Source organism: Paraburkholderia sp. J12, from assembly GCF_905220215.1.
Classification (GTDB): domain Bacteria; phylum Pseudomonadota; class Gammaproteobacteria; order Burkholderiales; family Burkholderiaceae; genus Paraburkholderia.
The window spans coordinates 121,423-145,364 of sequence record NZ_CAJMZC010000010.1; the positions used below are offsets into that span (position 1 = coordinate 121,423).

Sequence of the window (23,942 nt, forward strand, 5' to 3'; positions counted from 1 at the left end):
ATGCTCAATCCCATCTGGCTCAAGACGTTTGCAACGGTTGCCGCCTGCCACAGCTTCACTGAGGCGGGGCGCCAGCTCGGGCTCACGCAGTCGAGCGTGAGCGATCACGTGCGGCGCCTCGAAGAGGCAGTCGGCCGGCGCCTGTTCGTGCGCGACACCCATTCGCTCGCCGTGACGCCCGACGGCGAAGCCATGCTCGCCCATGCGAGCGCGATCTTGCAGGCCATCAACCGCGCCGAGGCGCAGTTCCGCGCGCCGCGGCTCAAGGGACGCGTGCGCCTGGGGTCGTCGGACGACGTGGCGCTGGGCCCGCTGCCGACCGTGCTGGCGGCGTTTCGCAACGCGCATCCCGATGTGGAGCTGGAAATCACCATCGGCATGACCGGCAAGCTCTACGATCTGCTGGATGCGGGATCGATCGACCTGATGGTCGGCAAGCGGCGGCTGGGCGACAAGCGCGGCGTGCCGCTCTTCACCGGGCGGCTGGAATGGCTCGCGCGCACCGGGACGCGCGTGGACCTGTCGCAGCCCTTGCCGCTGATCCTCGTGGCCGAGCCGAGCGTGACGCGCGCGGTGGTGCTCGACACGCTTGCCCAGACCGACTTTCGCTGGCAGGTGGTGTGCACGAGCAGCAGCCACGCGGGCTGCATTGCGGCGGCGCGCGGCGGTCTGGGGATCACGGTGCGGCCGCAGTATCTTTCGGCGCGGGGACTCGTGCCGCCCGCAAACGCAGCGAGCCTGCCCACGTTGCCCGACGTGGAGTTCATCGTGCTCGCGGCGAAGCGCCTCAGCCGCCCGGCGGGCACGCTGCTGCAGTTGCTGCACGACAGCGACCTGCGTGGGTCGTGGATCGGCGAGTGACTATGCAGCACGTGGGCTCATAATCGGGCCTCGACCTCGACTTCCTCACGGTGAACCGCCATGCAAGCCTGTCCCGTACGCCTGTCTCCCGGTGACGATCTGCGCGATGCGGTAGAGAACCTGCTGCGGCAGCGCGGCTGGCAGGCGGCTTTCGTCGTGCAGGGCATCGGCAGCCTGAGCGTCGCCCAGTTGCGCTTTGCGGGCATCGAGTCGCCCACCGAACTGCGCGGCGACCTCGAAATACTGACCCTGGCGGGCTCGATATCGCCCGATGGCGCGCACCTGCATATGAGCGTTTCCGATGCGCAAGGACAGGTGTTCGGCGGCCATGTCGCGCGCGGCTGCCGCGTGAGGACCACGGCCGAGCTGCTGCTCGCGTTGCTGCCCGAGCATCGCTTTTCTCGCGGCGTCGATCCGCAGACAGGCTTCCTGGAGTTGCAGATCGAAGCGGACGGCTCGCAGGCTCCCCGGTAGCACGCAGGCTCAGAAAAGGTAGTGGATGCCCGATATCACGACCACCTGGTTGCCGTTCGACGAAGCGCCGCCGCCGAGGTATGGACGCCGCTTGCCGATGCGGGCGCGAAATCGTTCAGCTGCCTCGACCAGCGTGCGGAAACCTCGACGACGGTAGCGATGAGTCTGTTCCTCGAACCTTTCGCCGAGGCGATCGAAACGCTGGATGGGCGCTTTCATGCGGCGCCGCGCAAACGCGCCTCGTCGGGCGGTCGCCGGGCGAAGTCGGAGAGCCGGTAGCGCGCTTGTGCGATACTCGGCCGGAACGATTACTGCGGGCCAGCGTTAAATCACCATGACAGCAACGGGCAATTCGCCGGCAAACGATACCGGTGCCGCATTCGACTTCGAATGGGACGCGGGCGAAATGGGCTGCGGCGAGTTGCTGCTCAAGCTGCGCGTGCGCCTGCGGCAGATGCCCGGCCAGATCATCCGGCTCACGGCGCGGGATCTGGGCGCCGCCGAGGATATTCCGTCGTATTGCCGCATTACCGGGCACCAGTTGTTGCGTACCGACCCGGCTGCCGGCATTTACTGGATCCAGGCCAAGGGCTGACACAGCCTGCGCCGGCCGCACATTGCTTGCATTCCCGCTTGCATTCCCTTCACCCATCACAAAGTCAGGAGAGCATCGTGTCTGGAAAATTCGTGGTCAGTTTGACTCGGGCAAAAGACGATACCGACCGTGCGACGGTAGCCTTCGTCGTGGCCAATGCCGCCGTGGCCAGCGAGAAAGAGGTCGTGGTGTTCCTCAACATCGAGGGCACGCGCCTCTCGCAGGCAGGCTACGCGAACGACATCCACGAAGCGGGCTTCGCGCCGCTGAAGGAGCTCATGACGAGCTTCGTCGAGGCTGGCGGCCAGATCTACGTATGCTCGCCGTGCTTCAAGAAGCGCGGTCTCGACGAAAACAACCTGATCCCCGGCGCGCGCATCGTGGGCGGCGCGATGCTGGTGGAGTTCATGGGCGAAGCCTGCCCGAGCCTCAGCTACTGAAGTCGCGTCCGGCGTGGTGATGCCGGCGCTCGCATGCGCCGGCGCTGCCGGCCTGCCGCGCGGGCCGGCGTGCGCACGCCGGTTCCCGTTGCTCAAGCCCACGGTTACACCATGCTTCCCTCCGCACATCACGCCCATACACCCGACGTCAGCTTCGACGGCGGCGACCTCGATTGCGGCAACGGCCTGCTGTTGCTGATCCGCAAGCATATCGATCCGCTCGAACGCGGACAGTTGCTCGAAATCCTCTCCACCGAGATTTCCGTCGAATCGGACTTGCCCGCCTGGTGCCGCATGACCGGCAACGAACTGCTTTCGTACACGAAGGCCGGGCGCCAGTTCAGCTTTCTCGTCTGCAAGGGAAAGTTTGCCGAGCGTCCTGCCGAGCCGGTGCGCGAAACCGCTCGCCCCGCCGTCGCGATCCAGATCGTGCCCGTGGTGATTCCGCCGTCGCTGCCTGTGCCCGCGCCCGCTGCGCCCATCCGCCCGCTTTCGGTGATGGGGGTGGGCAGCTGGCCCCGGCCGCGCTGGATGCTGCAGGCGCTGCACGATCACATGGAAGGTCGCCTCGACGAGGCCAGCTTCGCCGCCAGTGCCGACGACGCCGTGCAACTCGCCGTTGCCGCACAACTGCGCGCGGGCGCGGACGTGGTGACGGACGGCGAGCAGCGCCGCGACAGCTATGCGAGTTTCGTGGGCGGCCTGCTCGACAACTGCCAGCTGATTCCGCTCACGGACCTGCTGCCCTACGTTGAGGATCCCGAAGCATTTGAAACTGAGTTGCGCGCACTGGATGTGCCCGCGGGCGAGGTGCGCCATCCGGCGGTGTTCGGGCCGCTGGGACGAAGCCAGCCGCTCGCGGGGCGGGAGTTGGCTTTCGTCCGGACGCTCACGGACCGCCCCGTGAAGATTGCGTTGCCGGGCCCGTATCTGCTTACGCGCACCATGTGGATGGAGTGCATTTCCGATCGTGCCTATGCGGACCGCGAAACGCTGGCGGCGGACGTCGTGCGGGTGTTGCGCGAGGAACTGGCCGCATTGCTTGCTGAGGGAGCGGCCCTCGTGCAGTTCGACGAACCGGTGCTTTCCGAAGTGGCTTTCTCGGGAAGTGCGAGCCAGCGCAGCTTCATGTGCGGGGCGCTCTCGGAGAAAAGCGATCCGCAGACGGAACTGGCATTTGCGCGCGAGCTCATCAACGCCGTCGTGGCGGGTTTCCCGCAGGAGCGTGTGGCCTTGCACATGTGCCGGGGAAACTGGACAACCGACGAGAGCAAGGCGCTGACCGGCGACTATCGTCCGCTCGTGAGCACGCTGGGGGCGCTGAACGTCGGCACGCTGTTTCTCGAACTCTGCACGCCGCGCGCAGGCGAGATGGACGTGCTCGGCACGTTGCCGGAGAGAATGCGTATCGGCGTCGGGCTATGCAACCAGAAGCACGTCCACGTGGAGCCACTGGACGAGGTCGTGAAGAAGGGCGAGCAGGCTATCCAGCTGTTTGGCAAGGAGCGCGTGCTGTTTAATCCCGACTGTGGTTTCGCGACGTTCGCGGACGCACCCGTGAATAGCAGCCAGATTGCCGAGGCGAAGCTGCGCACGCTCGCCGAAGCCTCGTGCATATTGCGCGAACGGCACGGCGTATAGGTCAGGTGTAAAGGGAAACCAGACCGGTGGCCTGCCGGCCCGGGATTACATCGGAATGCGAATCAAAACGATTCGGGGCGCGCGACTGCGCGAACGTGTCAGGCCTTCTTCACGTACGCACTGCACCAGCCGCCGCTGCTCACCTGCTTGCCGCCGAACATCGGACACGGCCCGCTGGCCGCGCCGGCCTTGCCCTGCCATAGCTGGCAGGTCGAACAGGATTGTCCGGCCTGGTATTTGGCGTACTTCGCCTTGTCCACCTGCGATGCATTGGCCTTGTAGCCGAGCGCCTGGGCGGTGGGGTCGCTTTCCGACACCATGGGGGCGTCGGCTCGCGCTTCTTCGATGAAAACCGGGGTGGAAGCAAGTGCCGCGGCAATGGCGATAAAGCGCCGGCGTGAGCATGGCATTGGCAAGTCTCCTGTGTAGGCGGCTGTGGGGTGGGGCCGCGCGGGTTGACGTCGAGGTCGAACTCCGTTGTACACAGACTATGGCGAGCCGGCGTCTCGCGCAAGGTGATTTTGCGCGAGCGCCGCGGCGCCGGCTCATGCAAGGCGCAAACTCATTCCTCCATCGCCCGCGCCTTGACCTTCTTGCCCTTGATCTTGCCGCTGTTGAGCTTGCGCAGCGCATTGCGCGCGATGCTGCGCTCCACGGCCACGTAGGTCGAAAAGTCCGTCACGTTGATCTTGCCGATCTGCTCGCCGCTGAAGCCCGCTTCGCCCGTGAGGGCGCCCAGCACGTCGCCGGGGCGGATCTTGTCCTTGCGGCCGCCGAGGATCTGCAGCGTTTCCATGGGCGGCAGCAGCGGCTCGTTGCTGGTGGCTTTGAGTTCGGCGAGCGGGTGCCATTCGACCTCGCGCTTGAGGGCCTGCTCGATGCCGCCCACGCGGCCCATTTCGTCCATGCTCGCGAGGCTCAGCGCCCAGCCGTCCTGATCGGCGCGGCCCGTGCGGCCGATGCGGTGCACATAGGTTTCCGGGTCGGGCGTGACGTCCACGTTGATCACCGCTTCGAGCTGCGCGATGTCGAGGCCGCGCGCGGCCACGTCGGTGGCGACCAGCACGGAGCAACTGCGGTTGGCGAACTGGATCAGCACCTGATCGCGTTCGCGCTGGTCGAGCTCGCCATGCAGCGCGAGCGCGTGAAAGCCCTGCGCGCGCAGCACGTCGAGCAGGTCGCGGCACTGCTGCTTCGTGTTGCAGAACGCAAGCGTGCTCACGGGGCGATAGTGATTGAGCAGCATGCCCACGGCATGCAGGCGCTCGTCCTCGCTCACCTCGTAGAAGCGCTGGCGGATCTTGCTGTTGTCGTGCTGTTCCTCGAACTTCACTTCCTTCGGGTTGCGCAGGAACTGCTGGCTCAGCTTCGCGATGCCTTCGGGATAGGTCGCGGAAAAGAGCAGCGTCTGGCGCTCCTTGGGACACTGGCGCGCCACCTTGGCGATGTCGTCGAAGAAACCCATGTCGAGCATGCGGTCGGCTTCGTCGAGCACGAGCGTATTGAGCGAATCGAGCGTGAGGCTGCCGCGCTCCAGATGGTCCATGATGCGCCCGGGCGTGCCCACGACGATATGCGCACCGTGTTCGAGGCTCGCCGTTTGCGGCTTCATGGGCGTGCCGCCGCACAGCGTCAGCACCTTCACGTTTTCCTCCGCGCGCGCGAGGCGGCGGATTTCCGTGGCGACCTGGTCGGCCAGTTCGCGCGTGGGGCACAGGATCATGGCCTGCACATCCTGCCGGCGCACGTCGAGCCTCGAGAGCAGCGCGAGCGAGAACGCCGCCGTCTTGCCGCTGCCGGTCTTGGACTGTGCGATGAGATCGTGGCCCGCGAGCGCGATCGGCAGGCTCGCGGCCTGGATGGGCGTCATCTCGACATAACCCAGGCGCTCGAGGTTGGCGAGCGTGGCGGGCGCGAGAGACAGCGCGCTGAAGGGCGTGGCAGTGGGTGTGTTCGTCATACGGGTCTCGCGAAGAACGCGACATCGGGCCGGATGCAACGCGGCCGGCAGGCGGCATTGCGTCGATGCGGAGGGTGGATCGGGGCGCGAGGGATCGTCGCGTGTCCCGCGATTTTAACAGTGAACGGCCCCTAGGCTTTGCGACTGCGTGCGGGCGGAGAGGCTGTGCGCGGCGACACCATCGTGCGGGAGCGGTGGCGCACTTCCTTGCTGAACTCGGTGCAGACCTGGGTCATCAGGTCGGTCGAGCGGTACACCATGTACACGTGGAAGTCGGGCAGTTCGTCGCGGATCGGAATGGGCTTGAGCCGCTCCCGATTGAGCACGAGCGGGCCGCCGGACCCATAGAACACGAAGTCCGACCACATGCTGATGAGGTCGGTGCAGGTGGCCAGTTGCAGGCCGAGGAGATTCGATGCGCTCTGCACGATGCGTTCGGGCATGTCGAGCCGGTGCAGTCGCATGAGGCTCGCGAGCGGGCTGCCGGGATCGTCGAGCGGATCGAGCGTGAGCCAGTCGGCGTCGAGCAGCGAGCGCAGGCGCGTGACGCGGCCAAGCGGATGACCGGGCCGCGCCGCGAGCACCATGCCGACCGAGAACAGCGGCTCCCACTGGAACGCGTTCGTGCCGGGGCCGCTGTTCGTGGAGATGAGCGCGAGGTCGAGGTGGCCTTCGCGCAAACCCTCCAGCACCTGCTGGGGGCGCATTTCGTAGGCGCGCAGGGCGACGCCGGGAAAACGCACGCGGAAGGCCGCGATCGATTCGGGGAGCGGCCCGGCGGAAGCCACAGCGGTAAAGCCGATATTGAGCTGGGCCTCGGCGCGGCCGCGCAGCGCTTCGATGTCTTCGAGCGCGTGACGCAACTCGTGCTCGACCACGTTCGCCCGTTTGGCGAGCGCGCGGCCATAGTCGGTGAGGCTGACGCCGCGAACGGAACGCGACATCAGCGTGACGCCCAACTCGCGCTCCAGCTCCGCCACGGCCTTGGAGAGCGCGGGCTGCGAGATGTGCAGACTGCGTGAAGCTTCGTGCATGCTGCCGTGCTGCGCGAGCGCGAGCAGCACGCGCAGTTGGTGCAGTTTCATGAGCGGGCTCCTCGCGTGGGGCGATGATGGGCGGTATGGGGGCGTCGTGGCGCTAACCTGGGCGCATTGTAAGGTATCGGCCCTGACTTGCAGGCATTCCACCGCATCCTCTTCGAATCCCCTGCCGATGGGCCGCCGCGCGCCGATGTGGCCGAGCCCGACTTCTTCGGCGACCTGAACCTCGATCAGGTCGTGGCCGACGTGACGCGCGGGTACGACGAATACAACCTCGTACCGTTCTTTCGCACGAATCTGCCGGGCGAGGGCGCCGTGGTCTACCGGCACGATGTCTTTCGCGACCTCGAACCTTTCGCGACCTCGAACGCAACGCGCTATCGAACGGAGTTCAGGCATTCACGCTCAGGGCCGCACTCGATACCGTGCGCTATTGCGTTCACATCGACGGCGGCACAGTCACCGTGTTGAATTACGACGGTGAGCGCGACTACAGCGCCTATGCGGTGAATATCTTCGACCGCTTCAAGCAAGGCGGTGTGTCAAGGATCATCGCGTCGAACTGAAGTATTGGCCGGAGATGAATCATGTGGAAGCGCGGATTCTAGATTGCGTGGCCGAACTCGATCCCGGGTCTTTTGCACTGCTTTCGAATTTCCAGTTGAATCACGCGGACTGTTCGACCGTGAAATCCTGTTCTACGTGGCCTACCGCAGCTACATCTACGGTTTCATTCCCGGCACGCTCGCGCGCGACGGCGATCCGATCGACATCATCGTCGTTGCGCCGTTTCCGCTCGAACGGCTTTCGCTGATCTCGTGCCGCCCGCTCGGTCTCATGAACATGACCGACCAGGCCGGTCCGGACGAGAAAGTCATTGCGGTGCCCGTGGACAGCGTGTGTCCCGCCACGCGAGCGATTCGCGAACTGGCGGACGTGGGCGAATTCACGCTCAACCAGATCCCGTTCTTCTTCGAGAACTACAAGAAGCTGGAACCGGGCAAGTGGGTGCGGCCCGAAGGCTGGGCCGATATCGACGCCGCCTTCGAAGCCATCGGGCAGGCGGTCGCCGCGTTTCACCGCCCCCACGCGTGAGCGGCGCTGCGTCCCGCTCGCCTCGCCGCCGCATTGGCGCAATGCAGTATCGTGCGTAACGCTTCCCATGCACTAGAATTTTCATAGGTGCCGCACCCGCCACCACGCGTGCAGGGGTGCCGATCGACGGAGGCAGACATGAACGGCTACCAGCTTACGTTCTACACGGAACAGAATCGCCGTCACGGCCACCATACGGTCACGGAATGGCTGTTGCACGAGGCAAAGCAACTGGGCATTCATGGCGCCACCGTCATCAACTGTGCGGAAGGCACGGGCCAAGCAGGTGCCCATCATGCGGCTCATGCCCTGAGGCTTGCGGACCAGCCCGTCCAGGTTATCCTGGCGGTGACCGAAGACGAGGCGGACCGCATGCTCCAACTGGTCGAGCAGGAGCGCGTCCACGTCTTCTATACGCGCACGCCCATCGAGTTCGGTCTTCTGGGCGATGAGGGGCAGACCGCAGCGGCGAAACGGCACTTCCCGCTTTTCGGCCGACGACCGCCTCATTAATAGCGACCGCAGGCCACCGCGCGGTCTTGCATGTCGCGGCCGCTTGCCTATGCTCGAAACAGAATCAGGTGGAGATGACATTGTCCCTGAACCGCCGCGCTGTTTTCCCTGCGGCTAATGATGCCTAACAGCCCCCGGGGCCGGTAGGCATGGTTGGTCGGTTCGCACTCACGGGCAACCGAATACCTGAAAAAAGCGAAGATGATGGGATGCGCGAGCGAGTTGTCATGGCATAACCCTCCTTGCTTTGTCCCCATCCACCGGCCGCGCTGGCCCGCTGGTTCGGTTCTCTGCTTTCCCGTGGTTCCGGACGCTGGCCCATGGGTGCGGCCTTCAGCCTGCTAGGCGCGACATAGCTCTTTCGTGCCGATCACCTCGGCGACCTCGCGGGCCTCGCGTGGACGGTCGCTTTACTGCATCTCGCAGGGCATGCGCTCGCCAAAGGCGCGTTGTTCCTCACTGCCGATGGAATCTATGCGGCCTGCAGCAGCTACGACATCGTGCCGCGCGGATGGCTGCGTTGCAGCGGCTTCCTGCTGGGGTTCGGCGCGGTGTTCGCTGTCATTAGCCTTGCCTCAGTGCCGCCGCAGGCGTCGTTCGTCGGGCGGCTGGTACTCGTGCTGGCAGGGGCGGGGCTGGCGCTGGCCGCCGCCGTTGCGCTCGCAACGTTCGTCAAAGTGTTCGGGCTCGGCTTGCTGGGGCTGCCCGACACCGAGGTCACACCGAACGTGCCTCCGGCAAGCGCGGTCGCCGTGGGGATACTCGGGATAGGCGTGCTCGCGGTGGCAGTGGGTGCGCCACTGTGGCTCAATGCGCTCGCGAGCGGCGCGCAAGCGCTCTTCCACGCGAATAGCCCGCAGGCGATGGTGTCGGGCTGGTTGCTGGTGCCGCTCACGGACCAGTTCGCGTTTATCTCGCCCTCGAAGCTCGTGATCGTTATGCCGCTGCTGGCGATCGTGCCCGTTGCACTGCTGGAGTTGACGAAGCGGCACGCGATCCGCCGCGTGCCGGTCTGGTTCGGTGGCATGACGGCGAACGGGCGCGAGGCGACAACAACGGCGCTCACTTTCTCGAACGCCATGCGCACGTTCTATAGCTTCGTCTACCAGCCGACCATGAACACCACGCGCGAACACGAGCAGCGTGAATATTTCATCAAGCGGCTCGTGTTTGCTTCAGGTGTGACCGATCTCTTCGAACGTCACCTGTTCGAGCCGGCTATCTGGATCGTGAATCAATGCGCCGAGCGGCTGCGCGCCCTGCAGTCGGGCAATCTGAACGTCTACCTCGCGCTTATCGGCGGGTTGCTCGTAGCGATTCTTTCTCTCACGTTGCTGTGAGAGACAGCGCGTTGAGCGTAGACAGTCCTGACCGCACCGCGACCTGCATTTCCCGCAAGCGAGCGCAGGCACCTATCCATTTTGAATGGATGCGCCTCGACTCTAAAAGCCTTCTGTCCCCAGAAGGCTTTTACTCGGGTAGCAACAGCGGAGCGCCCCGGCTGACCAGCAAGCCGTTAATGCCCGTGCGCCTTGCGCCAACCGGTATGTTTTTCGATCCGCGGAGGGCGTTTGCCGGCATGGAGCCCCGCGGAGACCAGATAAAGCAGTCCCGCGAAAGGCCAGAGCCAGGTGGCAAGAGACAGGCATAGCCAGCAGGCGTCTTGTGGAGGGTAGGCGTGGAGTGCCCAGAAAAGGCAGGCAGCTGGCAACAGCAGCAGACACAGCGCCGACCGATTGAGAAAAACGGCGACTCTTGCATTCTTGAGCGTTTCAGCGTGCATGCCTGTCTCCATAGGAAGTGGCATTGCGGTATAGAGTCGCACGGCTGTCATATCAGGAAAACTTGGTAAATTCCCTGACATTTGTGTATCTGATATACCGCGATGCAGCAAATAACCAGGGAGAACTCAGTGAGTGCGCAAGACGAAATGGTTGGTAGTTCGAAAAAACTCAGGCCATATTTTCTGGATCTGCATTCGAGCGGCAAAGACGGCACGGCTAAACCGGTCAGCGTATTGCCCAAGGCGCGGCTTGTTCCTGTTCGACTCGCACGCGCATGAGGTCCGCATTCGGGAGAATACCGTTCGTGACTTTGCGGCCGGTTTAAGTTACCCTCCTAACTCCGATAATTCTGGTCGTCGTAATATCATGTCGTTTATCAGTACAGGCGTCGAATACGGTTTGCATTGCCTGCTCTATCTCGCAGGCACGTCGGCCGGCGTGCGCGAGGCAAGCGTGCGCGATCTCGCCGAAATGCAGGGCGTGCCGGTGGACTATGCCGCAAAGCTTTTCACGCGCCTTGCCAAGGCCGGCATCGTGCAGTCTACCGAAGGCATTCGCGGTGGCTTCGCACTCGCGAGACCGGCTGCGCAAATCACGGTGCGCGACGTCGTCGAAGCCATCGATGGCGAAAAGCAGCTTTTCGATTGCCGTGAAGTGCGTGGCCAATGTGCACTGTTCGAGCAAGAGCCGCCGACGTGGGCCACGCGCGGTACCTGTTCGATTCACGCGGTGATGCAGGGTGCCGAGCGTGCCATGCGCGAGGAACTCGAAAAGCACTCGCTCGCCGATCTCGCCACCCGTGCGTATTCGAAGGCGCCGGCGAGTTATGGCCATCATGTGATCAACTGGTTTGCCGAGCGTGCCGCCAATCGCCGCAGCGATCGGCAAGCCTGAGGCGAAATCGATCGACGACGCAACGAAACGCGGGGTGCGCTGGTATGCCTCCCCGCGCTGCACGCCTCGAAATGCCAGGCCCTTTTGACCGCCTTACGCAACCACGATGCGCAGCGGATCGGCCGCGGCAAATGCCTCTTCACGATCGGCACGCGGCGGATAGATCCATTCGGAGTTGATCTGCTGCTTCAGCTTCTTCGCGTCCGCGCCCTTCATCTTCACTTCGCGCTCCCAGCCTTCCGTGTAGACCGCGCCCCAGGGACCCAGGTCCAGGCACGTGACGTACTTCGGCTGGCTGTACGGAATCGGCTCCCCACCGAGCAGATCGGCCGCCACATTATGTCCCGCTGAGCGTCCCAGATTCATCGCGTGCTGGCACGACATCATGGTGTGGTTCCCCGCATCGTCGGTGGCCGCGCATGCCACGTCGCCCGCCGCGTAGACACCGGGCACACCCACTACCGCGAGATTCCGGTCGACGCGAAGTCGTCCCGTTGCGTCGCGCTGGCCGGGGATCTGTCCGGTGAGCGCGCTGGCGCGCAGGCCGGCGGTCCAGATGACCGTGCTCGACTCGATGCGCTTGCCGTCGGCTGTGGTGACGCCGCCGGCGTCCACCGACGCCACGCTGGAACCGAGCTGCGAGGTTACGCCGAGCTCGCGCAGCGCTTCTTCGATCACCGGACGCGGGCCGGCGCCCAGATCGGGGCCGATGGCCTCATTGCGCTCGATGACGATCACCTTGATGTCCGTCTTTTCGCCCAGGGCGGCTCGCAGGCGAGCCGGCATTTCCGCGGCTGTTTCGATGCCGGTGAAGCCGCCGCCTGCCACCACCACAGTATTGCGCGCGGGGGTATCCGGCTGCTGCGCGAGATTGCGGATATGCGCTTCGAGTGCCGCGGCCTCGTCGGTCTGGTCCACGCTGAAAGCGTGCTGCGCGAGACCCGGGATAGCGGGGCGGAAGAGGCGGCTGCCCGCCGCGAGCACGAGGCGGTCGTAATCCAGCGTCAAAGCCTGTTGATCCGCGCTGAGTACGTCTACTGCGCGGCGGTCCACGTGAATGCGCTCAACGGTGCCTTGCACGAACTTCACGCCCACGGCATTGAATATCTCTGCGAGCGGTGCCCGGAAGTTGGCGGGCCCTTCCTCATAGAGCCGCGGGCGCACGTGCAGGTGAGGGTCGGGGGCGATCAGCGTGATCTCAACGTCAGGACTGCCATGCAAATCGAAAAAACGCGCGGCACTCAATGCACTCCACATGCCGGCGAACCCGGCCCCGATAACAAGAATGCGCTTCGACATTTCCACCTCCTGTAAGTGCTTGCTGCGCGGACGCAGTTCATAACTAGGATTATATGAGTCGTAGTTTAGAAGTGCAAGCCACCCGAGATGTGCTTCGGAAATGGTCGAAGCGACGGAGATATCGGCTGACTCGCCTTCGCCGAAGGTAGTCGTTGCCAGAGGCGGGTTGCGGTCGATGACGACTGCTGCGGCGGACCGTTGCCCAGCGACGAGCCGATTGAGCGTTGCGTATTCGGCGAGACAAGTGGGGTCGGGCTACAATCGGTTTACCGGCTGCGGGTGCCTCGTCGGCGTGGCCGGTGACGACGTCTCCTATCCTTGAAGGAATGTCATCATGAAACGCCTTTTGTATGCCTCCGTGATGTTCGCTGTATCAGTTGCTCCAATGGTTTCCTTCGCACAGTCCAGTAAGCCCTTGACCCGTGCTCAAGTCATTGCGGATCTCATCGCGGTCGAGAATGCAGGCTTCCATCCCGGATCCGTCGACTATGTCGAGTACCCCGGCAATCTTCAGGCAGCAGAAGCACGTGTCGCTGCGAAGCAAACCCAAAACGCCGCTGTGCCGTCGGCAAGGGGCCCATCGCAATAGCGCTTGCATTGGGACGACAATGCCGAAGAGCCCAATCCAGGGAAAGCCAGTCGTTTTCCGCGCAGACGAAAAAGTCCGGCCCACTCCACCGGGCCGGTAAAACGGGCAGCAAGTGAAACGCTCTTCCCGGCGTTGACAGGGTGAAACGCCTGAAGAAGAGGCATCGCTCGATGCCCTCCCTCCGTCAAGTACTCCTCAGTTTCCACTTCGTTGTTGTCCGCAATTCACAGGTGATCTGCCGTCGTGCCAGGGTCGGTTAGAAAAGGTGCCGCAGACCGACCGTGTAGCCTGTGCCGCTGGCCGACGTGCCCGTCGCCTGCCATCCCGCGGTTCCGTATGCGTATTTGCCTGTCTGCGTGTCGTAGACCACATCGGCATAAACGCTCGTCGCTTTGGACAGGAAATAGAAATAGCCCAATGCGCTGCGGCATTGAATGGTTCTTCCGTTGGACGTCGTATGGCTGAAGGTCGACATGATGACCTGCGCCGGTCCAAGGGGAATGTTGATGCCGACCATCTGGTTGTGAATCGTCTGGCTGAACGTGTTCTGTCCAAAACCATAGCCGACATAGAGGCGCGCGAGACCGAGGTCGTATTGGCCGGCCGTATAAGCCCAGTGAGCGTGGTCGCCTTGCGGACGGATGAACGAAGCGGCGAGCTTGAGTTTCGGATCCTCGTAGACGATCGAGGTGGAGTAGGGAAGATTGTTGCCGGTCACCGCCGAGTCGCGAGCCGCGACCTGGGCACGAAACGTCAAGTTAGCCCACTTGTACACGTAGTTGGCGGAGTTGTTTGTCCGCACGGTGTCGATCTGCCCCGGACCGCCGTTCGCCTCCGAAATGCCGCCGCGCGCGCCGTAGCCCGACACCAGGCCGTTCTGACCGAACGGGTCGGCCGATACTTCGGCGTAGTGGCTCGCATTGACATCCCGGCCCAGCGCGAGGTGGCCGAACCATCCCTCGAGCCCGACAGTCGAGCGACCGCTGAAAAACGAACTGGAGTTGTAGAACGTGCCGTTGTTCGGATTGAACTGCTGTTCGAGCTGGAAGATCGCCCTGTACCCGCCTCCCAGATCCTCGACCCCTTTCAAGCCCCAGAAACTGGTGGCCCCGGTATTCATCCGGATGGCATTGCTGCCGTCGTACTTGCCGACCTCGAGGTCCACCAGTCCGTACAGCGTTACCGACGACTGGGCCATTGCTGCATTTGCGCCAAGCGTGGCCAGGGCGGCCACGAATATCTTTTTTTTCATAGCGGAGCGTCTCCTCGTTTTGTTCCGTTCATCGGAACTTAAAACGGAGACTACCATTTATCGGAACTTGTGCAAGTCGTTTTCGAAAGGATTCGGGATAGCCCCAGGCTTCCTGTCGTGTCCAGGCGTCATGCAAACGGCATGGAGAGGGGTAAGGCGAAGCCGCGGGATTGCGCGATGGCGTGGCCTTCAAGGAGGCGTTTGATCGTGACCAGCGCCCTGAAACGGACGCGGTTCGTGCGTGAGCCGCGCCGCTGCCCGGGCGCAAGGCGCGGCCAGCTCTGGCGGGAAGGGGCGGAGGAAGGTTTCGACGTCGCCGGGCGGTGCCGGCGACGTCGTGCGCGTCGGCGCGCTGGGGAGCCTATCCGGCGAAGGTCGTCTCAGGGAGCCCGCGCACGCCGGGGATATTGACCGCAAACAGCGATCCGGAAAGCGGGGCGCTGTTGAGCAGGTCTTCGGCGAGCCGAACGCGGGCGCTCGTGACGTAGAGCACGTCGAGATTCTGGCCGCCGAAACAGCAACTGGTGGGGCGCGGCACCGGCATGCGGATGCGGGTCATTTCATGGCCTTCGGGGTCGAATCGCGTCACGCACCAGTCATCCCACATGGCGACCCACAGGCAACCGTCCGCGTCGACGGTCATCCCGTTCGGCGAGCCTGCCGACGAGTCCAGCGTGATCAGCGGACGGCGATTGCCGATCGTTCCGTTGATCAGGTCGAACTCGTACTGATAGACCGTCTTGCGGTGCGAATCCGTGAAATACATCCGCGTATTGTCCGGGCTCCAGCCGAGGCCGTTCGATACCGTGAAGCCGGTATCCATTTTCTTCCAGGCGCCATCCGCATCGACCCGGAACAGGTTGCCGCGATTGGCCGCCGCGCCCATGTCCATGGTGCCGACCCACAGGCGGCCCATGCGGTCGCATTTGCCGTCGTTGTAGCGATTGCCGGGGCGGTCGAACTCGGGATGAGAAAAGCGGGTCAGATTGCCGTTGTCGTCGACGGTCATCAGGCCGCCCGGCGACGCGATGAGCAGTCCGCCGGTCGCCTTGGGAATCACGAGGCTCAGCATCGAGCCGAGTTTGGTCTCCGTGCTGGTGTGGCTGACTGCGTCGTAGCGATGAATGGTCGGTGTCAGGATGTCGACCCAGTAGAGCGCCTCGTCGCGCGGCGACCACATGGGCGCCTCACCGAGCAGCGACGGCACCTGGCTCACGCAGTGGACGTCCGCGTTTGCCAGCGCGGGCGGCTGGCTTTTCGCCGCCAGCGACATCGACTGGCCGCCCGAGTTATGGGAGATCTTGCGCGCCGCACCCATGACGGCCGCCGAGAGATTGTGCGCGCGTGTCGCGTCGAGTCGTCCCGTCGTGCTGGCGATTGCCACGGCGCCGATCGGCCGGCCCTCGAAATCGAAAATCGGTGCCGCCAGTGCGACTGAATTGTCCGAACTTTCCTGATTGGCGAGCGCATAGCCGCGCGAGCGCGTCAGGTCGAGCTCGCTGCGCAGGGCGTCGATTGACGTGATCGTTCGCGGTCCGAGTGCGTCCAGGGAGGTCGAGGTCAGCAGGTCCTGTTGCTGGCGGGGGTCCAGATAGGCGGCGATGGCCTTGCCGACCGCGCTGGCATGAAGCGGCAGACGCATGCCCACGCCCAGCGCGACGCGCCCCGTCTGGCGCGCGTCCTCGCTGGCGATGATCACGGCGCTATTGCCGTCGAGAACGGCCAGATGCACCGATTCGCCGACCAGGTCGCGCAGGACCACCAGTTCGTCTTGCGCGGCGACCCGCAGATCGAAGTCGCTCCACACCTCGTGCGCGAGTTCCAGAAAGCGCAGCCCGAGGTGGAAGGTCTTGCTGTAGGCGTCGTGGCGCAGCAGCCCTTCGCGCTGGAGCGTGGCGAGGATCCGGTGCAGCGTGCCTTTGGGCAGCCCGCACGCGCGCAGCAACTGGGTGAAGGTCATGGGCGCGGGAGCCTGGGAGACGATGTTCAGCAGGTACATCGCCTTTTCGAGCACCCCCACGCCAGCTGGGGTTTTCTCTTCCGGTGCAGCAAGCGCTGCTGGTTCTTCGGTTTCCGGCTCTCTGCCCGCTCCGTTCGCAGGAGCCGTTTCTACGAGTTTTCGTTTTACTTTGGTCAAGTTTTTCGCCTCTGGCGTAAATAGCGCGCTCATGTTCCGCTGGAACGCATCTGCTGAGGGCATTGTAAGGTCAGCCTGCCCCCAGATGAATGTTGTTCTATTAGATGGAACTTTTAAAAACGCCATGCTATGATGAACACACAAGTTCCAATTATAGAAACAAGGAGACAGAAACTGTGCTGACACGACGCAAATTCATTTCCATGATGGCCGCCTCGTCCGTGATGGCGCCCGCTCTGCTGAGAGCCGCCACGAACGCCAGTTTCACGTATGTGGGTTGGACCCAGGACGAAGCGGCCAGCAAGGCCACGATCGCCAGGATGTTTCAGCAGTTCGCGCAGAGCGACCCCAGTGCGTCCATGAACGTCGTGGGATTCCCTTATGCGCAGATGCAGCAAAATCTCTTCCTGCGACTGCGCGCGCACCAGCCGGTCGACGTGGCCCAACTGACGCTGCAATGGCTGCCGCAATTCGGCGGCACGGGCAAGATGGTCGACTTCAACGACGTCTTTGGCAAGGCGGCGCTGGAAAAGGTGATCGATCCGGGCATCCTGAAACTGGGACAATTCAAGGGCAAGCAGGTCGGCATGCCGTGGACCATGGGTTCGATCGCCATGGTCGCCAATGCGGCCATGTTGAAGGAAGCGGGTATTTCCGTGCCGCCGGTCACGATCGATGCCTTTATCGAAGCGCTCAAGGCGATCAAGGCGAAGTTTCCGGAGTCGGTGCCGTACGCCATGTCCACCAAGGACAATGCGTCGGTCGTGGGAGACTTCCAGACCTGGCTGTGGACCTTCGGCGGCCACATCTTCAATGAACAGGGCCAGGTTGTCGTCAATAGCCCGGCTGCCGTGCGTACTCTCGAATTCATGAGCGATCTCGTGAAAGACCGTCTGGCCGCGAAAGACACGGACCGTTACGATGCGCGCCGCCTGTTCGCGCAGAACCACTGTGCCTTCTACCAGGATGCGCCGCTTGCACGCGGTTTCGCCCGCGACAATTCCGGCAAGGGCGCGGCCTTCGACGCGAACGTCCTGTCGGTTGCGACGCCGGTCCTGAAGCCGGGTGACGTGCCGCGCTCGTTTGCCTGGGGGCATTTGTTCGGCAGTTTCGCCACCGACAAGCAAAGCTTCGACGCGAAGTCGGCGCCCGCCCAGTTCGTCTCCTATCTCAGCCTGACCGACGCGCCGCAACTCGAGTATTTCCATCAGGTCGGCCTGTTCCCCGTGACGCGCAGTGCGATCGCGAGGCTGTCCGGCGACCCGTATGTCGCGAACTGGACCAGGAACGCGCGCAATGCCACGCGCGATGAACTGGCGGTGTTCCCGAACGTGGCCGACCTCACGGTTATCGTCGGCGAGCAGGTGCAAGCCGCGGTGCTTGGGCAGAAGTCGGCGGCCGAAGCTATCGACACCATGAGCAAACGGCTCGGCGAGGCCATCGAATGAGCGGGGGCCAGCCGGATTGGCACGTCCGGTTGCGCCGCGAACGTATGCGTGCCCGCGGTTAATCCCTTAAACCGAACCCGGTTTCAACGAACATGGCTAGCTTATCCACGGCGCGATCCGATATTCGGACCGCGAAGCAGCGTCGATCACTGAAGTCGCATGAACGAAGGGTTGGATTCGCCTTCGCGGTGCCTTCGCTGATCGCATTTTTTCTCGTCATTCTGATTCCGTTTCTTCAATCGCTGAAGCTCTCGTTCTATCGCTACACGATAGAGATGGACGAGCCGAGCTTCATCGGACTGAAGAATTTCAAAAGGCTGTTGAGCAACCCCGACACGCTGTCGATCTGGTTCAACACGCTGATCTTCGTCGTGTTGACCACCGGCATCACGCTCGTCCTCGGTCTCGCGTGGGCTGTTGTGCTCAACCAGTCGTTCAGGGGGAAAGCGTTACTGAGGGCGCTTTCGCTGTTGCCCTGGGTCTTGCCCTCGACCGTTACGGCGTTTCTGGCGGCGTGGATCTTCAACGGTCAGTACGGCATTCTCAACGCGATCCTGCTGCAACTGGGCATCATCCACGATCCGGTCCCCTGGCTCGCCGAAGCGCACTCGGCCATGGCGGCCGTGATCCTCACGCGCGTCTGGGTTTCGGTGCCGCTCTTCATGGCGTTTTTCCTGGCGGGCCTGCAGGGCGTCTCGCAGGACCAGATGGATGCGGCGCGGGTGGACGGCTGCGAAAACCTTGCCGTGTTCCGCTATGTCGTGCTGCCTCACCTCGCGCCAACCATCATCATCGTGACCATCCTCGGCGCCATGAGCAACCTGCAGGCGTTCGACGTGATCTATGCGCTCACGCAGGGCGGCCCGGTCAAAGCGACGACGATGCTGTCCATCGAAGTCTACAAAGAGGCGTTCCAGAACTGGGATATCGGCAGCGCATGCTCGATCGGCGTGCTTTGGTTCCTGACCATCGCGATCCCTTCGATCTTCTATCTGCGCATTCTGTTCAAGCGGGAGAACTAGCATGTTGCTTCTCAACAACTGGCGGGCACGCTCGGGTTTTACAGTGATGTTGCTCGCGATCGGCGGCTTTCTGTTTCTGCCGATCCTCTGGATGGTGCTCACGTCGATCAAGCCGGAAGGCGAGGTATTCGTTCGCATTCCTTCCATTCTTCCGCATGCGCCGACACTCGAGAACTATCGCGGGCTGTTCGGCCACAGCGAAACCTTGATGCAGTTGCGCAATAGCCTGATCACGGCGGGCGGTGGCGCGCTGCTGACGGTCATGCTGTCGACCTATGCAGCCTACAGCTTCGCCAAGTTCCGCTACTTCGGCCGCAAGCCGTTGATGTTCATGATGCTCTCGGCGCAGATGTTTCCGTTCGCGATGCTGCTCATCAGCGTCTACCCGATGCTGCAGTGGGCCAACCTGCTGAACACGCGCGTCGGTCTGATCGTTGCGTACATCATCCTGGCGCTGCCGAGCGGGACCTACATGCTGTACAGCTACTTCATCAGCATCCCGAGCGAAATCATCGAGGCGGCGCGCGTGGATGGGGCCAGCGAGATATACATCCTGCATCGGATCGTGTTGCCGCTCGCGATTCCCGCGATGGTGACCGTCGGCCTGTATTCGTTCATGTGGGCCTGGAACGACCTGTTGTTCTCGCTGACGCTGATTACCTCGCCCGATTTGCGCACGGTCGGCCCGGGTCTGCTGCTGAGCTATCTGGGTGAAGGCCGTGCGAACTGGGGCGGGGCGATGGCCGAGTCGATCGTGATTTCGTTGCCGGTCGTGCTGGGATTCGGCTTTCTGCAGCGCTACTTCATCAAAGGTCTGACTGCGGGAGCCGTCAAATCATGAGACTCGCGAACAAGGTGGCGATCGTCACGGGGGCAGGTCTTGGCATTGGCCGGGCGATTCTCGAACGCTTCGTGGCGCAGGGGGCAAAGGTCGTGGCGGTGGAGCTTTCGCCGGAGAGCGCGCAGCGCGCGGTCGCCGGACTGCCGGGCGATCGTGTCTGCATGCTGTGTCTCGACGCACACGCGCAATCGACCGTGGACGAGGCGATTCGCGCAGCGAAGGAACACTTCGGCGGGCTCGACATTCTCGTCAACAATGCCGTTCGCTACACGGGCGCCAGCATCACGAACGAGACCGACGAAGGGTGGGCGAGCACGATCGACTCGGCATTGACCGCGACGTTTCGCTTTTGCCGCGCCGCCGTACCGGAAATGGCGGCGCGCGGCGGCGGATCGATCATCAATCTCGCGTCGGTCAACCAGCTCGTCGCCAATCCTGGCCTCGCAGCGTATACCGCGGCCAAAGGCGGGGTGCATGCGCTGACGAAGCAGATCGCCGTGGAGTTCGGCATCAAGCGCGTGCGCTGCAATGCGATTTCGCCGGCGTTCATCGTCACGGAGCGTACGGCGCAGGGACTCACGCCGGCCGATCTTGCCGCCGTCGCGCAGAGCTACCCGCTCGGCCGGCTCGGTGAACCCGCCGATGTCGCCAACGCGGCGGTGTTTCTCGCCAGCGACGAGTCGTCGTTCATCACGGGCGTGGACCTGCCGCTCGACGGCGGCCTGACGTCGCTGGCTGCGAGTGCGCTGCTTTCAGGCCATATTCGTGCTTCGTGGGGACTTCCTCCCCTGCATATCGTGGAGAACAAGAAATGACGATGACGATCGCCAACGGAAGTCTGGCTGGCGTCTTTCCCGTATTGCCGACCCCGTTCCTGGAGAACGGGAGCCCCGACGTCGCCAGCCTGCGCAATCTGGTGCGCTACCTCGTGACGGCCGGTGTGGACGGCATTACGTATCCCGGCGTCGCCAGCGAATTCGGGCAATTGACCGCCGACGAGCGCATGGTGCTCACCGATGCCGTACTCGACGAAATCGATGGCCGTGTACCGCTGGTCGCCGGCTGTTCCAGTACCGAAGCCGAAGTCACCATTCGCATCGCGCAAGCGGCGGCGAAGGGCGGCGCGGCGGCACTGATGATCGCTGTTCCGCCGGAGCGCAGGACGGCGCAATCGCAGATCGAATTTTTCAGCCGGGTAGCGGCAGCGGTTCCCGACACCCCCATCATGCTGCAGAACGTGCCGGCGCCCGTCGGCGCGGGTCTTGATCCTGAGGTGCTGCTCGAAATTCTGGGCGCGGTGCCGTCGATTCAGTACATCAAGGAAGAGACGCTGCCGAGCGGCCAGCGCCTGTCGATCATCAAGCGCAGCGCGCCCGAGACGTTGCTCGGCGTGTTCGGGGGTGCGGGGGGACGCTACATTACCGATGAACTGCGGCGCGGTGCATGCGGCACCATGCCGGCGGTCGAACTTGCGGAAGTTCATGTCGAGCTGTTCAAGGCGCACAGGGCCGGCCAGAGCGATCAGGTGCGGGTGCTGTTCACCCGCATGCTGCCGATCCTGAACGTGCAAGCCGTGTTCCGCTGGTCGCTGACCAAGTATGTGCTGCATCGCCGCGGACTGATTCAGTGCCGCTTGCAGCGCGCTGCGGGCCCGTTGCTCGATGCCGCCGATGCGGCCGATGTCGACGACTTCCTGCACGACATCGACGATCTTCTGATTCCTCAGCAATTGCTTTCCACTATCGGAGACGGGATCCATGGCACAGCTTGAATTGCGTCAGGTTCACAAGTCATTCGGCGACGCGTCCGTCATTCACAACATCGACCTGCACGTTGACGACGGCGAATTCTGCGTGTTCGTCGGACCGTCCGGATGCGGGAAGTCCACGTTGTTGCGACTGATCGCCGGACTCGAGGAAAGCACGTCTGGCCAGATTTCGATTGGCGGTAAAGACGTTACCGCGTTGCAGCCCGCGAGGCGCGGTATTGCGATGGTGTTTCAGTCGTATGCGCTGTACCCCCACATGAACGTCGCGGAAAACATGGGCTTCGGGCTGAGGATGGCGAATGTGCCGAAGGCTCACATCGAAACCAAGGTCCGGGAGAGCGCGCGTATTCTGCAGATCGAGCACCTGCTCGGCAGAAGACCGAAGGACCTGTCCGGCGGACAGCGTCAGCGCGTGGCCATTGGCCGCGCGATCGTGCGCGAACCCTCGCTGTTCCTGTTCGACGAACCGCTTTCCAACCTCGACGCGGCCCTGCGCGTCGAAATGCGGCTCGAACTTGCGCGGATCAAGGAGGAAGTCGGTACGACCTTCGTGTACGTGACGCACGATCAGGTCGAAGCGATGACGCTCGCGGACAAGATCGTCGTCCTGCGCGACGGCAAGGTCGAACAGGTGGGGCGCCCGCTGGACCTGTATCGGCATCCGGCGAACAAGTTTGTGGCGGGCTTCATCGGCTCGCCGAAAATGAACTTCATCGAAGTGACGGCCAGGCCGCTGAATTCGCATTCGGTCGAAGTCTACCTGCCTGCCGGCCGCCTGCGCGTGCCGACGACCCAGCCCATCGCCGATCAGAACGTGACGCTCGGCGTGCGGCCCGAGCACACACGCATCGTGGCGGTGCAGGATGCCGCCCTGACCGGCACAGTCAATCTGGCCGAGCGACTTGGCAGTGAGACGTTCGTGTATGTGAAGACGGCGGCCGGAACGATCATGGTGAAGCTCGATGGCGCGACGACCTGTGGCAAGGGAGACACGGTAGGCCTCGCCTTCATCGACGAAGAAGTGCATCTGTTCGACGGCAACGGCTTGCGCGTTTCGGCATCCTGACTTCTCACACTACGATCGATATGAATACCGCACCCAGAATAGCGTCGGTCGAGACGTTTATCGTCTCGATCCCGCGCGACGTGCCTTACCTCGGCGGTCTTGGCAAGGACGAGCAGGTCAATAGCCGCGGCTACCTGATTCGCAAAGGCAACGGGACGATCTATCCGACCACCGACATGTCGGTGCTCATCAAGCTGACCGCCGACGACGGCACGGTAGGATGGGGCGAGACCTACGGCATCGTCGCGCCGGAAGCCGTGACCGCGATCATCGACGACGTGCTGGGACCGGCCGTTATCGGACGCGATCCGCGCGACGCCGTGGTGATCCAGGAAGACTTGTACGACATGATGCGGGTGCGGGGGTTTTTCGGCGGCTTCTACGTCGACTCCATTGCCGGCGTAGACATCGCGATCTGGGACCTGTTCGGGAAGCTGGTCGGACAGCCGGTGGTCAAGCTCATCGGCGGGCAACGCCGGTCCCTGATTCCTGCCTATGTATCGGGGCTTCCGGGCAAGTCGCTGGACGAACGCGTGGCGCTGGCGCGCACCTTCGTGGCCAAGGGGTTCAACGCGTTCAAGTATCACTCGGCGGTGTCTTTCGACGGTATCGTCGACGAAATGCGCGCACTTCGTGAGGGGCTCGGGGACAGCGTGGAGTTGATGGTCGATCTGCACTGGAAATTCACGGCTCAAGAAGCGATCCAGCTGGTGGACCGCCTCGCGCCGTATCGCCCGTACTTCGTCGAGGCGCCGGTCCAGCCCGAGGATATCGAAGGTCAGGCGCACGTGGGGGCGAATATCCGGGTGCCGCTGGCGTTGGGAGAGGAGTGGCGCACGGTATTCGAATATCTCCCGCGTCTGGAAAGGCGCTCGATGTCGATCGTCCAGCCGGAAATGGGGCATATCGGCATCAGCCAGTTCATGCAGATTGCGCGGATGGCCAACGCGTTCCACATGAAGGTGATTCCGCACGCGAGCATCGGCGTGGGCATTTTCCAGGCGGCGAGCCTGCATGCAACGGCCGCCCTTCCGAATGCGCCGATGCACGAATACCAGCACTCGGTTTTCGATCGCAATCTGCAATACGTCAAAACGACCATGCGCTGCGCTGAGGGCGTGTTCCACCTTCCCGAGGGGCCCGGACTTGGCATCGAGCCCAATGAGAAGTTGTGGCAGCACATTCGAAAGAAGCCTGTTGTGTGAAGACCAACCGGATGCAGC

Annotated in this window: 26 protein-coding genes and 1 riboswitch; of the genes, 18 read left to right on the forward strand and 8 right to left on the reverse strand. The window is 63.3% G+C overall.

Going from position 1 to position 23,942, the window contains the following annotated elements; translation table 11 throughout:
• Positions 1–861 (forward strand): LysR family transcriptional regulator, encoded by an 861-nt coding sequence (locus U5760_RS21000; protein ID WP_322014214.1) that lies wholly within the window; start codon positions 1–3, stop codon positions 859–861.
• A 60-nt stretch (positions 862–921) separates the two neighbouring features.
• Positions 922–1,335: a PPC domain-containing DNA-binding protein gene (locus tag U5760_RS21005; RefSeq protein ID WP_322014215.1), complete on the forward strand. Its 414-nt coding sequence runs from the start codon at positions 922–924 to the stop codon at positions 1,333–1,335.
• A gap of 9 nt (positions 1,336–1,344) precedes the next feature.
• Here U5760_RS21005 and U5760_RS21010 read toward each other — a convergent pair whose 3' ends face one another.
• Positions 1,345–1,554 carry a hypothetical protein gene (locus tag U5760_RS21010; RefSeq protein ID WP_322014216.1) on the reverse strand — a complete coding sequence of 70 codons (210 nt, stop codon included), beginning with the start codon at positions 1,552–1,554 and terminating at the stop codon, positions 1,345–1,347.
• Between the two features lie 115 nt (positions 1,555–1,669).
• Here U5760_RS21010 and U5760_RS21015 point away from each other — a divergent pair, with 115 nt between their 5' ends.
• From U5760_RS21015 to U5760_RS21025, 3 genes are all read left to right on the forward strand, one after another.
• On the forward strand, positions 1,670–1,930 hold the full coding sequence (locus tag U5760_RS21015) for a sulfurtransferase TusA family protein (RefSeq protein ID WP_322014217.1): 261 nt from the start codon (positions 1,670–1,672) through the stop codon (positions 1,928–1,930).
• 77 nt (positions 1,931–2,007) lie between these two features.
• Positions 2,008–2,370: a DsrE family protein gene (locus U5760_RS21020; protein ID WP_322014218.1), complete on the forward strand. Its 363-nt coding sequence runs from the start codon at positions 2,008–2,010 to the stop codon at positions 2,368–2,370.
• 111 nt (positions 2,371–2,481) lie between these two features.
• Positions 2,482–4,011 carry a sulfurtransferase TusA family protein gene (locus U5760_RS21025; protein ID WP_322014219.1) on the forward strand — a complete coding sequence of 510 codons (1,530 nt, stop codon included), beginning with the start codon at positions 2,482–2,484 and terminating at the stop codon, positions 4,009–4,011.
• Between the two features lie 98 nt (positions 4,012–4,109).
• On the opposite strand, the gene U5760_RS21030 is transcribed toward U5760_RS21025, so the two are convergent.
• The 3 genes from U5760_RS21030 to U5760_RS21040 form a co-directional block, all read right to left on the reverse strand.
• Positions 4,110–4,421, reverse strand: coding sequence for a high-potential iron-sulfur protein (locus U5760_RS21030; protein ID WP_322014220.1), 312 nt, complete (start codon positions 4,419–4,421; stop codon positions 4,110–4,112).
• A gap of 152 nt (positions 4,422–4,573) precedes the next feature.
• The gene (dbpA, locus tag U5760_RS21035; protein ID WP_322014221.1) at positions 4,574–5,971 is read right to left on the reverse strand and encodes an ATP-dependent RNA helicase DbpA; all 1,398 of its coding nucleotides are present in this window, start codon (positions 5,969–5,971) and stop codon (positions 4,574–4,576) included.
• A gap of 131 nt (positions 5,972–6,102) precedes the next feature.
• Positions 6,103–7,056, reverse strand: coding sequence for a LysR family transcriptional regulator (locus tag U5760_RS21040; protein ID WP_322014222.1), 954 nt, complete (start codon positions 7,054–7,056; stop codon positions 6,103–6,105).
• Positions 7,057–7,143: 87 nt separating this feature from the next.
• Between U5760_RS21040 and U5760_RS21045 the strand changes: the two genes are divergently transcribed.
• The 4 genes from U5760_RS21045 (at position 7,144) to U5760_RS21060 (ending at position 9,959) form a co-directional block, all read left to right on the forward strand.
• The gene (locus U5760_RS21045; protein WP_322014223.1) at positions 7,144–7,482 is read left to right on the forward strand and encodes a hypothetical protein; all 339 of its coding nucleotides are present in this window, start codon (positions 7,144–7,146) and stop codon (positions 7,480–7,482) included.
• Positions 7,483–7,548: 66 nt separating this feature from the next.
• Positions 7,549–8,106, forward strand: coding sequence for an inorganic diphosphatase (locus U5760_RS21050; protein ID WP_322014224.1), 558 nt, complete (start codon positions 7,549–7,551; stop codon positions 8,104–8,106).
• A gap of 138 nt (positions 8,107–8,244) precedes the next feature.
• Positions 8,245–8,619: a DUF190 domain-containing protein gene (locus U5760_RS21055; protein ID WP_322014225.1), complete on the forward strand. Its 375-nt coding sequence runs from the start codon at positions 8,245–8,247 to the stop codon at positions 8,617–8,619.
• A gap of 61 nt (positions 8,620–8,680) precedes the next feature.
• A riboswitch (Fluoride riboswitch) is annotated at positions 8,681–8,753 on the forward strand.
• 315 nt (positions 8,754–9,068) lie between these two features.
• Complete coding sequence (locus tag U5760_RS21060) at positions 9,069–9,959, forward strand: hypothetical protein (RefSeq protein ID WP_322014226.1); 891 nt, start codon at positions 9,069–9,071, stop codon at positions 9,957–9,959.
• A gap of 176 nt (positions 9,960–10,135) precedes the next feature.
• Here U5760_RS21060 and U5760_RS21065 read toward each other — a convergent pair whose 3' ends face one another.
• Positions 10,136–10,402, reverse strand: coding sequence for a hypothetical protein (locus U5760_RS21065; protein WP_322014227.1), 267 nt, complete (start codon positions 10,400–10,402; stop codon positions 10,136–10,138).
• Between the two features lie 367 nt (positions 10,403–10,769).
• Between U5760_RS21065 and U5760_RS21070 the strand changes: the two genes are divergently transcribed.
• The gene (locus tag U5760_RS21070; RefSeq protein ID WP_322014370.1) at positions 10,770–11,297 is read left to right on the forward strand and encodes an Rrf2 family transcriptional regulator; all 528 of its coding nucleotides are present in this window, start codon (positions 10,770–10,772) and stop codon (positions 11,295–11,297) included.
• Positions 11,298–11,390: 93 nt separating this feature from the next.
• Here the strand turns inward: U5760_RS21070 and U5760_RS21075 are convergent, their stop codons facing one another.
• Positions 11,391–12,596: an NAD(P)/FAD-dependent oxidoreductase gene (locus U5760_RS21075; protein WP_322014228.1), complete on the reverse strand. Its 1,206-nt coding sequence runs from the start codon at positions 12,594–12,596 to the stop codon at positions 11,391–11,393.
• Between the two features lie 334 nt (positions 12,597–12,930).
• On the opposite strand from U5760_RS21075, the gene U5760_RS21080 reads away from it, so the two are divergent.
• A complete protein-coding gene (locus tag U5760_RS21080) occupies positions 12,931–13,185 on the forward strand; it encodes a DUF4148 domain-containing protein (protein ID WP_322014229.1) in 255 nt (84 codons plus the stop codon).
• 256 nt (positions 13,186–13,441) lie between these two features.
• Here U5760_RS21080 and U5760_RS21085 read toward each other — a convergent pair whose 3' ends face one another.
• Together U5760_RS21085 and U5760_RS21090 are read right to left on the reverse strand one after the other, a co-directional pair.
• Entirely contained in the window at positions 13,442–14,437 is a 996-nt protein-coding gene (locus U5760_RS21085; RefSeq protein WP_322014230.1) for a porin, read from the reverse strand.
• Positions 14,438–14,798: 361 nt separating this feature from the next.
• The gene (locus U5760_RS21090) at positions 14,799–16,700 is read right to left on the reverse strand and encodes an SMP-30/gluconolactonase/LRE family protein (protein ID WP_322014231.1); all 1,902 of its coding nucleotides are present in this window, start codon (positions 16,698–16,700) and stop codon (positions 14,799–14,801) included.
• Between the two features lie 50 nt (positions 16,701–16,750).
• Here U5760_RS21090 and U5760_RS21095 point away from each other — a divergent pair, with 50 nt between their 5' ends.
• The 7 genes from U5760_RS21095 to U5760_RS21125 all read left to right on the forward strand — a co-directional run bounded on the left by U5760_RS21095 (position 16,751) and on the right by U5760_RS21125 (position 23,924).
• Complete coding sequence (locus tag U5760_RS21095; protein ID WP_322014232.1) at positions 16,751–18,022, forward strand: ABC transporter substrate-binding protein; 1,272 nt, start codon at positions 16,751–16,753, stop codon at positions 18,020–18,022.
• A 188-nt stretch (positions 18,023–18,210) separates the two neighbouring features.
• Complete coding sequence (locus U5760_RS21100; protein ID WP_322014233.1) at positions 18,211–19,044, forward strand: sugar ABC transporter permease; 834 nt, start codon at positions 18,211–18,213, stop codon at positions 19,042–19,044.
• 1 nt (position 19,045) lies between these two features.
• On the forward strand, positions 19,046–19,885 hold the full coding sequence (locus U5760_RS21105; protein WP_322014234.1) for a carbohydrate ABC transporter permease: 840 nt from the start codon (positions 19,046–19,048) through the stop codon (positions 19,883–19,885).
• Complete coding sequence (locus U5760_RS21110; protein WP_322014235.1) at positions 19,882–20,700, forward strand: SDR family NAD(P)-dependent oxidoreductase; 819 nt, start codon at positions 19,882–19,884, stop codon at positions 20,698–20,700. The genes U5760_RS21105 and U5760_RS21110 overlap by 4 nt, the downstream gene beginning before the upstream one ends.
• On the forward strand, positions 20,697–21,656 hold the full coding sequence (locus U5760_RS21115; RefSeq protein WP_322014236.1) for a dihydrodipicolinate synthase family protein: 960 nt from the start codon (positions 20,697–20,699) through the stop codon (positions 21,654–21,656). The genes U5760_RS21110 and U5760_RS21115 overlap by 4 nt, the downstream gene beginning before the upstream one ends.
• Entirely contained in the window at positions 21,643–22,719 is a 1,077-nt protein-coding gene (locus tag U5760_RS21120) for an ABC transporter ATP-binding protein (protein WP_322014237.1), read from the forward strand. Before U5760_RS21115 ends, U5760_RS21120 begins: the two co-directional genes overlap by 14 nt.
• An 80-nt stretch (positions 22,720–22,799) precedes the next feature.
• A complete protein-coding gene (locus U5760_RS21125; protein WP_322014238.1) occupies positions 22,800–23,924 on the forward strand; it encodes a mandelate racemase/muconate lactonizing enzyme family protein in 1,125 nt (374 codons plus the stop codon).
• Positions 23,925–23,942: the final 18 nt, after the last annotated feature.